This window comes from Tautonia plasticadhaerens, from assembly GCF_007752535.1.
Classification (GTDB): domain Bacteria; phylum Planctomycetota; class Planctomycetia; order Isosphaerales; family Isosphaeraceae; genus Tautonia; species Tautonia plasticadhaerens.
In genome coordinates this window covers 6,135,626-6,148,614 of sequence record NZ_CP036426.1, presented here as the reverse complement: position 1 = coordinate 6,148,614, position 12,989 = coordinate 6,135,626, and the positions used below count along the sequence as shown (strand labels likewise).

Genomic DNA, 12,989 nt, shown 5'->3' with positions numbered 1-12,989 from the left:
GTCGGCCCGGGGATCCTCGAAGGGCGAATCGGTGCCCGGTCAGGCGGTCCCGGGATGTCGCCAGGGGTCGCGATAGGGCCTGGCCAGCAGTCGATTGGCCTCCTCGTCGCCCACGACCTTCCCCGCCTCGGGGTCCCAGGAGAGCGTCCGGCCGAGGTTCATCGAGAGGTTCGCGAGGATGCAGGACGCCGTCGAGATGTGGCCCTGCTCGATGTCCGCCACCGGCGTCCCGCGGGACTCGATGGCCCCGAGGAAGTCCAGCATGTGCAGGCGGACCGCGGGCGCGACGTGCCGTTCCAGATCCTTCTCGGTCCGGTCCTCGGGGTATCGGTCCAGCTCGTACACGACGTCCCCGTGGATGGGCTCGCCGTCCCCCTCCGGGATGAAGTCATAGCTGTGGACGCTCAGCTTCAAGGTCCCCTTGTCGCCGTAGATCGTCGCACCCCAGGGGTAATCGGGGTCGACGGGGTGGCCCCAGGTCCGATGCTGCCAGACGACCGGGAACTCGTCGAACTCGAAGGTGGCCGTCTGGGTGTCGCTGATGTTCGCCTTCGCCTCCGGGTGGACGTAGATCCCGCCGGACGAGGAGACCCGATTCGGCCAGCCTAGCTCGCACATCCAGCGGAGCATGTCGAGCATGTGGATGCACATGTCCCCGACGATCCCGTTGCCGTACTCCGTGAACGACCGCCAGCCGCGGGGGTGGGCGATCGGGTTGTAGGGCCGCATCGGTGCCGGGCCGGTCCACATCTCCCAGTCGAGGTGGTCGGGCGGGGCGGAGTCGGGGGGATTGCTCCGGTTCCTCATGTGATAATAGCAGTAGACTTCCGCGTGGCCGATCTTCCCGAGCAGGCCCTCGCGGACGACCCGGTCCCTGGCCTCGATCAGGTGGGGCGTGCTCCGACGCTGGGTGCCGACCTGGACGACCCTGCCGTGCTTCCGGGCGGCGTCCAGCATGGCCTTGCCCTCGGCGACGTCGACGCTGATCGGCTTCTGCACCCAGACGTCGGCCCCGGCCTCGACGGCGGCGATCATCGGCAGGGCGTGCCAGTGGTCGGGCGTCGCGACGAGGACGATGTCGAGGTCGCCCTCCTTGAGCATCTCCCGGTAGTCGGAGTACGTTCTCGGCGTCTTGCCCGATTTCTGCCGCAGGGCCACCATCTCTGCGGCCTCGGAGAGAAGCCTCGAGTCGACGTCGCAGAGAGAGACGACTTCGACCGGGGCGACCTGGAGCAGGCGGAACAGGTCGACCTTGCCGTACCACCCGGTGCCGATTAGGCCGACTCGCTTGCCCTGCATGGCGGCGGCCGCCTCGGCGAATCGCCCCGCGGCCGAGAGGGCGAGCCCGGCCGCCCCGGCGCGGAAGAACTGGCGACGAATCATGGATTCCCTCGCAGCTCGATCGTGGTGTGGGTTCGAAGGGGGAAGGACGCCCTGAATCTAGCCGCAATGTCCCGGGGACGCGACAGGGTCCCAGGCGAATCGGGCCGGGGGATCCTGAACACAAAACGCGATTCTGGCCCTCCGTCGCCGCGGCATTCCTGATAGACTGGCCGATTCGCCTGACGCGGATCGGCCCGACCGGGCCCCCGGGCGAGGACCGATTCACCCGAAGGGATCGTTCAGGATGGCAGAGCCTCGCCCCGAAGACGCGAGCCCCGGCTTCGACTCCCTGGGCCTTGACCCTCGCCTCGTCGAGGCGCTCGCCACCCTAGGCTACGAGGAGCCGACCCCGATCCAGCGGGCCACGATCCCATCGCTGATCGAGGGCCGCGACCTCGTCGGCCAGGCGGCCACCGGGACGGGGAAGACCGCGGCCTTCGCCCTTCCCCTGCTGCACCGCCTCTCCCTGATGGGGGATGACCGCCCGAGGCCGACGAACCTGGTCCTCGTCCCGACCCGGGAACTGGCCATGCAGGTGGCCCAGGCGGTTCACCGCTATGGGAAGGCCCTGGGGATCGACGTGCTGGCGATCTACGGCGGCCAGGCATACGGGCCCCAGCTCCGGGCGCTGGACCGGGGGGTCGACGTCGTGGTGGCGACCCCGGGTCGCGCCCTCGACCACATCAAGCGGAGGACGATGCCGCTGGAGGGGGTGGCGACCGTCGTGCTCGACGAGGCCGACGAGATGCTCGACATGGGCTTCGCCGACGACATCGAGGCGATCCTCTCCGCCACGCCCGACCAGCGGCAGACGGTCCTCTTCTCCGCGACGATGCCCCCCCGGATCGCCGCCATCGCCAAGCGGCACCTCAGGGACCCGGTCCAGATCACGATCGCCAAGGAGAAACTGCCGGCCGGGGCCGTCCCCAAGGTCCGCCAGGTGGCCTACGTCGTGCCGAGGGCCTACAAGATCGCCGCGCTCGGCCGGGTACTCGACCTGGAGAACCCGACCTCGGCCATCATCTTCTGCCGGAGGCGGGACGAGGTCGACCAGTTGGCCGAGACGCTCAACTCCCGGGGGTATCGGGCCGAGGCGTTGCACGGGGGCATGTCCCAGGAACAGCGTGATCGGGTCATGAAGAAGTTCCGGGGGGGGAACGCCGACCTGCTGATCGCCACCGACGTCGCCGCCCGGGGGCTGGACATCGAGCACCTCTCGCACGTCGTCAACTACGACCCGCCGACGGAGGTCGAATCCTACGTCCACCGGATCGGCCGGGTCGGGCGTGCCGGGCGGGAGGGGGTGGCGATCACCCTCACAGAGCCGAGGGAGCACCGACTGCTCCAGAACTTCGAGCGGGTCACCAAGCGGAAGATCGAGCTCGCCCAGGTCCCCACGGTGGCCGACGTCCGCTCCCGGAGGCTCGACCTGACCCAGGCCGCCGTACGGGAGACCTTGATCGGCGGCGACCTGGACCGGTTCCGCGTCGTCGTCGAGTCGTTGACCGGCGAATTCGACATCATGGCGGTGACGCTCGCCGCGGTGAAACTCGCGCATGACGCCCTGGGCAACGACGGCGAAGACGAGCAGGAGATCCCCAAGATCGCCCCCCGGGCCGAACGCCCGACCCGGGAGCGGGAGCGACGCCCCGCCCGAGGGCCGAAGGGGGACGGGCCGGCCCGGGATCGCCCGCCGAGGAAGGACGTCGCCCCGACGGCCGGGTTCGGCGGAGGGGTTGCCCGACTCTTCATCGGGGCGGGCCGCGAGGCGGGGGTCCGTCCGGGAGATCTCGTCGGCGCGATCGCCAACGAGGCCGGCATCAGCGGGAAGATGATCGGCGCGATCGAGATCGCCGACCGCTTCTCCTTCGTCGAGGTGCCCGAAGACGTCGCCCAGGAGGTCGTCGCCGCCCTCCGGGCCAGCACGATCAAGGGCCGCAAGGTGACGGTCCGACCCGCGGATTGATCGTGGAACCCTCGATCCCGGGCCCACCCACGAGCCTTTCCGTAAGCTCGCGGGGGTGCCCCGCCGACCAGGGCACTCCGTTCCCTGAAGGGCGGCCCATCCCCCCGAAGCGTTCCCGGTGACACCGCTTCCGCTTGACGTAAGTGCAAACCCGAGGGTAGAATTCGGAAACTCACGTCGATAGACCTCCCTGTCCCTGCGCGCCCGAATCCGACCCTCTATCCGTCGATCCTCGTTGCGGGAGGTGCCCTCCGTGCGACATACCGTTCGCCTGGTGGCCGTGCTCGGTGTTTGCCTCGGTGGCCCGGTCGGGCCCTCCCACGGTTTCGCTCAGGACTCCGGTCCGGCGCCGATCCCCGAATTCACCCTGGACCAGACCCTGCCGACCGTCCAGATCCCGCGGCGCAGCCCCCGGGTGAATGAGACGGTGATCGACGCGACCCCACTCCCACGCGACAAGGCCCCTCAGGTCGACTACCGAGAGCAGCAGGCCAATTTCAAGATCGGCGACCAGGTCACCGGTCAGAATTCGGGCGCCACCGGGACCATCCTGGCCGACGACGATCAGGGCCTCGAGGGTACGCTCACCCTCGGCCAAGTCCAGGGGGTCTTCGAGGAGGGAGAGTCGATCGCCGGTCAGCAATCCGGCTCGGCGACCGCGGATTCCGCGCTCCGGGAAGGGGTCTGGGTCCTCGACTTCGCCTTCAAACCCCTGCGGACCCGGACGATCGACATCCCGAACCTCGGTCGGCGCACCGTACTGTACCTCTACTACCGGGTCGTCAACCGCTCCGGGAAGCCCCGGATGTTCGTCCCGCAGTTCTTCCTGGAGACCGACGACGGTCAGCGATCCCCCGACGTCGTCTTGCCTCAGGCCGTCGAGGTCGTCCGTGTCCGGGAACACACCAGCCCGACCGCGGCCGGGGCGGCGTCCGTCGTCGGCGCCCCGTTGCTGGGGGCGGTCCGGGTCACGGGGATGATCCCCCCCAGCGAGGAAGACGAGGTCGATGAGGCCGTCCTCGGCGTCGCATTCTGGGTCCTCGACGAGGAGATCGCCCGTTCCGACTCGCTCAAGGTCTTCGTCCGGGGGCTCTCGGACGGCCTGCAGATCACCCAGGGCGAAGACGGGGCCCAGGACGTGAGGTACAAGACCCTGCGAATCGACTTCGACACGCCGGGCGACGAATTCGACCGTCGGGAGCGGGAAATCCGCCTGAAGACCCCCGCTTATGAGTGGGTCTACGACTGATCGCTCGCCCCGATCGGGTCGAGTGACTCGCGTCGATCGCCGTCGAGGGTTCGAGCTATGACCCGGTCGAGCCCCTCGACGCGGTCGGGGAGTAAGGGGCCGGATCATCCATCCCGAGCCGCCCGAACGCGTCGAGCCGGAGGCGGCAGGAGTCGCACCGGCCACATGCCCGCCCCCTGTCGTCGGGGTCGTAGCAACTGTGGGTCATGCCGTAATCGACGCCCAGCTCGATCCCCCGTCGGATGATCTGCTCCTTGGTCATCGTCAGCAGCGGGGCGTGGATCGTATAGCGCCCGGCGCCCTCGACGCCCGCCTTGGTGGCGAGCATGGCCAATCTCTCGAAGGCGAGCAGGAATTCGGGGCGGCAATCGGGATAGCCCGAGTAGTCGACGCAGTTGACGCCGAGGAACAGGTCGAACGCGCCGAGCGACTCGGCCCAGGCCAGCGCGAGCGAGAGGAAGACGGTGTTGCGGGCCGGGACGTAGGTGATCGGGATCCCCGACGCCATCGTCTCTCCGGACCGATCCTTGGGAACCTCGATCTCGTCGGTGAGGGCGCTGCCGCCGAAACCTCGGAGGTCGATGGGCATCTCGACGTGTCGGGCGACCCCCAACGCCCCGGCGATCCTCCGGGCCGCCTCCCGCTCGACGGCGTGTCGCTGCCCGTAGAGGACGGTCAAGGCATACGGCTCGTACCCGGAGGCGATGCATTCCGCGAGCACTGTCGACGAATCCAGCCCGCCGCTCAGCAGGACGACGCCCTTCGGTCGCTGACTCATGATCCCTCCGCCTCGCTCGGCGGGCACGGTGCCCAGACACGATCACATCGCATCCCATGGTCGTTCGAACGATCCGTGGCCGCAAGGTCGGGGAGCGGAGCTGCTCAGGGGGTCGCCTTCATCCCCCGCCGCAATCGGGCCAGGGCCCGGGCCCAGAGCTTCTTGACGCTGTCTTCCGACCGGTCCATACGTCGAGCGATCTCGGGGAAGCTCAGGCCCTCCAGGTGTCGGAGCACGATCACCTCCCGGTAGTCCTCGCTCAGGTCCCGGAGGGCATCGGCGAGGATGACGGCCTGCTCCCTCCGGGAGGCATGCTGGCTGGGGGTCTCCTGCCGGGCCATCAGGCCGCGGTCGGAGATCCGGGAGAGCTCGCTGAACGAGTCGATCAACTCGCGTTCCAGGTTCATGTCCCTCCGCTGCGTCCCGAAGTAGTGCCGGATCAGGTTGGCGAGGTTGGCGGCGAGGATACGCCTGAGCCAGGCGGCGAATTCGCGCTCGGTCGCCCCCCGGAACTGATTGAAATCGCGATGGGCCTCGAGGAACGTCTCCTGGACCAGATCCGAGGGGTCAACCTTGCCCCGGAGCCGGGCCCCGACCTGGTAACGGGCGAGCATCGCGAGGTCGTCGCGGTACAGCTCAAGGAGCCTTCCGAGCGCCTCGACGTCGCCCGTCCTGGCGCAATCGAGGAGGGACAGCCGGCCGTCAGGCTCGGACTGGGGGTCGAGCATCATCCTGCTCCGCAAACGGTTGTGGCGATCGCCCACCAGCCCGCTCGTTGCCGGAGCCGAACTCGGCGCGACCCGCCCATCTGTCACCATTCGGGGCCGTTGGGAATCCCGATTCCGCCCCTCGGCACGCTCGATCAGTCCTGTATTGGAATCCATCATACCAGCCCGGACGACGTCGCGGTCGAGCCCGCGACGATCCCAACAGATCCGGGCACGGGTTGGGTGCCGATCGGGCCGCCAGCCCCCGAGGTCTCGCGAGATTTACGGAGGAAGTCCCCCCTCGAAACGGCCGAAGGATGCACCCGGCTCGGAGGATCGGGGGAGCTGTTCACCGGATCCATCCTGGACGAGCGCGTGTGCCGATTCAGGATGTCGAGATTCCATGGATTACGCTCGCCTCCCGTGGACGCGTCGATTACGATCGATCGCACCTGGCCGTTCCGACGTTCGTCTCGACGGCAGACTCGCCTCGCATAAGAGTCAGGTACCGGACACGTCCGAGCCCGTGTTGCTCCCGTTTGAGGAGGAGATTGCGCCCATGGTCCGTTCTCGTCGAGGCTTCACCCTGATCGAGCTGCTCGTCGTCATCGCAATCATCGGGGTGCTCATCGCGTTGCTGCTCCCCGCAGTCCAGGCGGCTCGGGAGGCCGCCCGCCGCGCCCAATGCACGAATCATCTGAAGCAGCTTGGGCTTGCGTTGCACAATTACAATGACGTTCACGGATGTCTGGCCCCCGGACGCATCTGGAGGGCTGGGCCGCCGGGGCCGACCTTCCCCACGATTTTCTCGGGGACGCCCAATACCCCGTGGTTCGTGCTCATGCTCCCCCAGTTCGAGCAGCAGAACCTGTACGACGCCTTCAACTTCGAGCTGGGGGCCGAGGGGATCCCCGGCTCGGGGTTGAATCCGGCCCTCGGGTTCTTCGCCAATAGTACGGTCTCCGCGACCAAGGTCGCCGTCTTCCAGTGCCCGAGCGACGAGCAACGTCTCTTCCAGATCACCCCCCAGTACCAGGGTGGCCTGCTCAGCGGCCCGGTGTTCACCAAGGGAAACTACGCGGTGAGCTGGGGCAACACCAACTGGAGGCAGCGAGATCTCGGAACGCAGCGCTTCGTGCAGTCGGCCTTCGGTCACAAGACCGTCCGACTGGCTGAGATCCGAGACGGGACCAGCAACACCGTCTTCATCTCGGAGGTCGTCCAGGGGGACCTCTATGACGTGAGGGGAGTCATGTGGTCGAGCGTCCCGGGCGGCGGATCGTTCATGACCCGGTACTCGCCGAACAAGTACACCGATTACCTCGGCCTCCGGACCGACGGCGGCGACTTCCTCAACCAGCCGATCTTCTGCGTCAACGAACCACAACTTCCTTGTAACGGCGACGCGGGCGATAGCGAAGCCTTCGCCGCCTCGAGGAGCCGGCATCCCGGGGGTGTGAATGTCGTCCTCGGCGACGGCTCGGTCCGATTCCTCAAGGAGACGATCGCCCACCCGATCTGGATCGCCCTGAATACGATCAAGGCGGGCGAGGTCATCAGCGCCGATCAGTACTGATCGGACTCATCGCGTGTTCCGATCGTCCCCGGCAGGCCGATGGGGCCCGCCGGGGACGACTCACCAGGCGTCTTCGAGCAGTGCGGCAAGGGACTCCTCGTCGCACGGTCGGGGATTGTTCCGGTGGCAGTGGTCCTCCATCGCGAGTCGGGCATAAATACCGATCCGATCCCGATCGATCCCCTCGACGTCCCCGAGGCGTCGGGGCAGGGGGAGCCGGGCCAGCAGGATTTCGGTCAGCGTGATCAGATGGCCCGGCCCGTCCCCGTTCCGTCCCAGGCCCATCTGGGCCGCCAACAGGCCCATCCTCTCCCTGGCGGCCCCGAGATTGAATCGGAGGGCGTGCGGCAGGAGGATCGCGTTGAGCGTGCCGTGATGGCCCCGGCCCTCCGATCCCAGGGCATGCGACAGCGAGTGGATCACGCCGAGCCCCTTGTGGAAGCTGATCCCGCCGAGCAGCGCCCCCATCATCATCGAGGCCCGGGCGGCCCGGTCGGAGCCGTCAGAGACGCTCGATTCCAGCCCCCTGGCGATCAGGCGGAGCCCTTCCAGGGAGATCCCGTCGCAGATCGGGTGGTAGCTGGTCGAGAGGAAGCTCTCGACGCAGTGGGTCAGCGCATCCATCCCGGTCCCCGCGGTCAGCGCGGGGGGGAGACCGAGGGTCAGTTCGGGGTCGCAGATCGCGACGCTCGGCAGGAGAAAGGGGCTCAACACGGCCGTCTTCCTGCCGGTCTGGGGGAGTTGGATCAACGCGCCTCGGCCGACCTCGGACCCAGTACCGGCCGTCGTCGGAACGGCGATCATTGGCGGCAGGTCGGGGCGGATCCGGTCCGAGCCTCCGGTCGTCACGTCGTAGTCGGCGAGCCGGCCGGGGTGGGTCGCGAGCAGCCGGACCGCCTTGGCGGCGTCGATCGGGCTACCGCCCCCGAACCCGACGATGCCGTCGCAACCGGCCTCTCTGTAGACTGCCATGGCATCGGCGACGTCCCGTTCGGTCGGGTTGGGGTGGACTCCGTCGAAAACCGTGATTGCCGGGATGCGTGCCAGGGTCGCTCCCAGAAGGCCGGAGGCGACGAGGCCGGCATCCGTGACGACGAGCGGTCGATGCACCCCCAGCCGTTCGAGTTCCGGGGGCAATTCCCCGATCGCCCCCGCCCCGAATCGGATGCGGTTCGGGAAGGTGAACGTCGAGATCGCGTCGGGACCGCCCGGCATTTCCAAAGTCCTCAGCCGAACAATTCGAGGAATCCTTGCATCTCGCCGGCCGCCTTCAGGTCGCCGACGGACTGGGCCCGGGCAATCCCCAGGGTGAACCAGATCCGGGCCCGATCGGCGTCCCCCTCGTCCATGTACGACTGGCCGAGCTGCTGGTACGCAGGCACCTGATCGTCGGGATGATCGGCGATCAGGGACTCGAGCATGCGTCTGCCCTCCTCGACCTCGCCGTCTCGGAGGCATTGCATCGCCAGGCCGTAGCGGAGGAAGGCGTCGGTCGGGTCGGCCGCCAGGCTTTCTTCGAGTGCCAGGCGGCGGGCGGACTTCCGGGAATCTGCCATCGAGGCTCCTCCAACCGGCACGGCGCATTGGCTCCCGCTCGGGCGTGAGAATCTCACGCTACGGGGTGATCGGCCCCAATGTCAATCGAGGCCGCCGGCTCGTTGCGTCCCGCGAGCCGAGCGGTCATCCTCTGTGGGCGGGCATCCTCCCGGTTCGAGCAGGGGATTCGATCTCGAATGAACGATTCCGACGGCCCCCGATCCGGCGGCGAGCAGCCCTGGCATGGCCGGAGCCTGCTCCTGGAGTCCGAGATTTCCTGGCTGCTGCTGGTGAGCATCCTGGATATCCTGCTGACCACCGCCCTGCTGCATCGGGGCCCGCAATTCGTCGAGTCGAACCCGATCGCCGCGTGGTTCTACATGCGATTCAACATCGCGGGGCTCGTCGCGTACAAATTCGGGCTGATCGCCGCGGTCGTGGTCATCGCGGAACTGGTCGAGCGGATCAAGCCGGGGCGCGGCAAGTTCGTGCTCCGAGTCGGGATCCTCGCCGCCTCGGGGGTGGTCGTCTACAGCGTCTTCCTCCACCTCCAACAACCGCTTTGAGCCGGATCCGGCGGTCTCGACGGCCGGGCCCTTTCCCCGATGCCGATGACCGCCTATCGTTGAGGCCGAGTTCCCGATGCGAGGCGACCCTCCCCGCCGCCGTGCCCTGCCCGGATTCGCGTGTATCCGTTTGTTGCCTGGCATCGCCGCATGGGCGACCCGGCCCTCGTCGACGAGTTCCCCCGGGGCGACGATGATCCGATCCCGCTCGATCCGACCCCCGGGGCGGCTCCTGCCGCTGATCCTGGCATCGACCGCGGTCGTCCTCGCCGGATGCTCCGGCGAGGAGCGATTCCCGGACCGGCCGATCATGCTCATCTGTCCCTGGTCTGCCGGGGGGGGGACGGACACCGTCTCCCGCAAGGTGGCCGCGATGCTGGAGCAGGATCTCGGCGTCCCGGTCAACGTGGTGAACGCGACCGGGGGGTCCGGGGTCACCGGACACACCCGGGGGGCGTTGGCGCCGCCGGACGGCCACTCGATCACGATGATCACTGTGGAGTTGAACATGCTCCACTGGCGGGGGCTCACGAACATCGGGCCCGACGACTTCCGCCCCGTCATGCTCCTGAACCAGGACGCCGCGGCCCTCTTCGTCCCGGCCGATTCCCCCTGGGGCTCGATCTCGGATGTCCGGGCGGCGGTCGCCGAGGCACCGAGGTCCCTCAAGGCCTCGGGCACCGCCCAGGGGGGCATCTGGCACGTGAGCCTCGCCGGCTGGCTCGACGCCGAAGGCCTCCGGGCCGACGACGTCCTCTGGATCCCGATCAACGGCGCCGGGCCTTCGCTCGATGCCCTGATGTCCGGCGGAATCGACATGGTCTGTTGCAGCCTCCCCGAGGCCTCCTCGCTGATGGAGGCCGGGCGCGTCCGCTGCCTCGGGGTGATGGCCGAGGCCCGGATCCCGGATTTCCCCGACGTCCCGACCTTCGGGGAGCAGGGCTCCGACTGGTCGATGGGAGGCTGGCGAGGGCTCGGCCTGCCGCTGGGCGTGCCCGAGGACCGCGCCGAGCTGCTCGTCTCGGCCGTCGACCGGGTCATCCGGAGCGAGGACTACCTCGGCTTCATGGAGCACACCGGCTTCAACGTCTCGCCCGCACCGCCGGGGGAATTCCGGGAGATCATGGAGCAGTTCGACCGCCAGATGGGGGACATCCTCATGGGGGAGGCGTTCCAGTCGGTCCGTCGGACCCGGTACGGCCCGATGATCTTCCCGATCGTGATCCTCGCCTTGCTCGGCGCCTCGCTCGCGGTCCTGCTCCTCAGGGGAAGCTTGCGGCGCGATCCCGGGGCCCCCCGCCTCGACCGGGCCGGACTGGCCCGGATGGGGCTGGTCGTCCTGTTCGTCGTCAGCTACATGGCCCTGGCGGGCCAGGTCGGCTATCTCCTCTCGGCGTCGACGCTGCTGTTGGGGATGCTGCTGGCGCTGGGCGTCCGCTGGCCGGTCGCGCTGGCGACTTCGGCGGCCCTCGTGCCGGCGACCTATCAGATTTTCGCCGTCGGCCTCAGGGTGCCGCTGCCCTGGGGATGGCTCGGCTGGTGATCCCGATTCGAGACGGGCCTGGGGGGCGAACGACCGATGGACCCTGCGATCCTCGAGGCCTTTCGGCAGGTCCTCCTCGACCCGATGATCTGGGCCGCCGTGCTCGGGGCGGCGGTCTACGGGGTCTTCGTCGGGGCCGTACCGGGCCTCACGGCGACGATGGCGATGGCGTTGCTCGTCCCCGTCACTTACTGGATGCCTCCCCTGCCCGCGCTGGCGGCGGTGGTCACGATGGTCGCCTGCGCGATCTTCTCCGGGGACATCCCGACGATCCTGCTCCGCATCCCCGGCACCCCCGCCTCGGCGGCCTATGCCGACATCGGGAGCGGCCTGTCGAGCCGGGGCAAGGGGGACGAGGCGCTGGTCACGGCCCTGGTATTCAGCGTGGCCGGGGGCCTGTTCGGCGCGGTCGTCCTCATCGTGCTGGGCAGCCAGCTCGCCCAGGTCGGGACGCTCTTCAGTCCGGCCGAGCACTTCTGGCTCTATGTGCTCGGCCTGACCTGCGCCGTGGTCGTGTCGAAGGACGCCCCGCTCAAGGGGGCACTGGCCGTCTTGCTCGGTCTGCTCGTGTCGACGGTCGGCCTGAGCGCGGTCCACGCGAGTGCCCGTTTCACGCTCGGGTACCCGGAACTCTACCAGGGGATCGGCTTCATCCCGGCGATGATCGGCCTCTTCGGGGTCTCCGAGGTCCTGAAGAACTTGTTGACCCTGGAACCGGGAGTTCCCGGGCCTACCTCGGTCGCCGACGTCTCGAGGGTCCGGGTGCTCCATGCTTTGCCCGGGTCGCTCCGCCGGCTGTTCCGGAGGCCGGTCTCGGCATTCCGATCCGGCTCGATCGGCGCATTGATCGGGATGCTCCCCGGCGCCGGCGCGGACATCGCCAGCTGGGTCTCGCTCGGCGTCTCGAGCCGGTCGAAGCCCGAGCCCGACACGCCCGACGACGAGGCGGCGCTCGACCGATTGAGCGACGCGACCACGGCGAATTCCTCGGCGCTGGCCGGTGCCTGGATCCCCGCCCTGATTTTCGGGATCCCCGGAGACTCGGTCACCGCGATCGTCATCGGCGTGCTCATGATGAAGGATCTCCGGCCCGGCCCCGAGATCTTCGAGAAGCAGCCGATCATCGTCTACGGCCTGTATCTGATCTTCATCCTCGCGAACCTGGCGTTGTTGCCGATCGGCCTGCTCGCGATCAAGGCCGGGGGCCTGGTGCTCCGGGCCCCGAGGCGTATCCTGATGCCGGTGATCCTCCTGTTCTGCGTCCTGGGCTCGTACGCGATCAACGGGAGTACATTCGACATCGGCGTGATGCTCGCGTCCGGACTGGCCGGCTTCGCCCTGGAGCGGCGGGGGGTCCCGCTCGGGCCGGTGGTGCTGGGGATCATCCTCGGCGGCCCGCTCGAGGAGCGACTGATCCAGGTCCTCACGTCCGCCGACGGCTCCGCGATCGCCTTCATCGACCGCTGGCCGGCCCGGATCCTCGCGTTGATCTGGCTCATCCTCCTGTTCGTCTCCCTGGGCCGGGGCCGGGGTCCGGACGCGATCCCCGCCTCGGCAGCGTCTCGGGAGGATTCCAGCGACCATTCGGACGGCGGCTGACGCGAGGGGGTCCTCGAGGATGGTTCGCCGAGTGCCGGGCGATTCCGACCGTATCAACCTCGGGACGCCTCCAATTTCCCCAGCGG

General features: G+C 68.5%; 11 protein-coding genes. 6 read left to right on the top strand and 5 right to left on the bottom strand.

The genetic code is table 11. The features are described from left to right. Positions 1-39: 39 nt before the first annotated feature. Positions 40-1,383 (bottom strand): Gfo/Idh/MocA family protein, encoded by a 1,344-nt coding sequence (locus ElP_RS24675; protein WP_145274460.1) that lies wholly within the window; start codon positions 1,381-1,383, stop codon positions 40-42. Between the two features lie 244 nt (positions 1,384-1,627). Between ElP_RS24675 and ElP_RS24670 the strand changes: the two genes are divergently transcribed. Next, positions 1,628-3,349, top strand: coding sequence for a DEAD/DEAH box helicase (locus tag ElP_RS24670; protein ID WP_145274457.1), 1,722 nt, complete (start codon positions 1,628-1,630; stop codon positions 3,347-3,349). Between the two features lie 253 nt (positions 3,350-3,602). Then, complete coding sequence (locus ElP_RS24665) at positions 3,603-4,598, top strand: hypothetical protein (RefSeq protein ID WP_145274454.1); 996 nt, start codon at positions 3,603-3,605, stop codon at positions 4,596-4,598. Between the two features lie 55 nt (positions 4,599-4,653). Here ElP_RS24665 and queC read toward each other — a convergent pair whose 3' ends face one another. Together queC and ElP_RS24655 are read right to left on the bottom strand one after the other, a co-directional pair. Then, positions 4,654-5,376 carry a 7-cyano-7-deazaguanine synthase QueC gene (gene queC, locus ElP_RS24660; protein ID WP_145274451.1) on the bottom strand — a complete coding sequence of 241 codons (723 nt, stop codon included), beginning with the start codon at positions 5,374-5,376 and terminating at the stop codon, positions 4,654-4,656. A gap of 104 nt (positions 5,377-5,480) precedes the next feature. Further along, positions 5,481-6,107: a sigma-70 family RNA polymerase sigma factor gene (locus ElP_RS24655; RefSeq protein WP_197446341.1), complete on the bottom strand. Its 627-nt coding sequence runs from the start codon at positions 6,105-6,107 to the stop codon at positions 5,481-5,483. A gap of 535 nt (positions 6,108-6,642) precedes the next feature. Here ElP_RS24655 and ElP_RS24650 point away from each other — a divergent pair. After that, positions 6,643-7,659, top strand: a complete 1,017-nt coding sequence (locus ElP_RS24650) for a DUF1559 domain-containing protein (RefSeq protein ID WP_145274448.1) — start codon at positions 6,643-6,645, stop codon at positions 7,657-7,659. A gap of 60 nt (positions 7,660-7,719) precedes the next feature. Here the strand turns inward: ElP_RS24650 and ElP_RS24645 are convergent, their stop codons facing one another. Both ElP_RS24645 and ElP_RS24640 read right to left on the bottom strand, forming a co-directional pair. Further along, positions 7,720-8,874: an iron-containing alcohol dehydrogenase gene (locus ElP_RS24645; protein ID WP_145274445.1), complete on the bottom strand. Its 1,155-nt coding sequence runs from the start codon at positions 8,872-8,874 to the stop codon at positions 7,720-7,722. A gap of 11 nt (positions 8,875-8,885) precedes the next feature. Beyond that, positions 8,886-9,215 (bottom strand): tetratricopeptide repeat protein, encoded by a 330-nt coding sequence (locus tag ElP_RS24640; protein WP_145274442.1) that lies wholly within the window; start codon positions 9,213-9,215, stop codon positions 8,886-8,888. 177 nt (positions 9,216-9,392) lie between these two features. Between ElP_RS24640 and ElP_RS24635 the strand changes: the two genes are divergently transcribed. The 3 genes from ElP_RS24635 (at position 9,393) to ElP_RS24625 (ending at position 12,903) form a co-directional block, all read left to right on the top strand. Beyond that, on the top strand, positions 9,393-9,761 hold the full coding sequence (locus ElP_RS24635) for a DUF5658 family protein (protein ID WP_145274439.1): 369 nt from the start codon (positions 9,393-9,395) through the stop codon (positions 9,759-9,761). Positions 9,762-9,954: 193 nt separating this feature from the next. Next, positions 9,955-11,304, top strand: a complete 1,350-nt coding sequence (locus ElP_RS24630; RefSeq protein WP_197446340.1) for a tripartite tricarboxylate transporter substrate-binding protein — start codon at positions 9,955-9,957, stop codon at positions 11,302-11,304. Between the two features lie 36 nt (positions 11,305-11,340). Further along, a complete protein-coding gene (locus ElP_RS24625) occupies positions 11,341-12,903 on the top strand; it encodes a tripartite tricarboxylate transporter permease (protein ID WP_145274433.1) in 1,563 nt (520 codons plus the stop codon). The last annotated feature ends 86 nt before the right edge of the window (positions 12,904-12,989 follow it).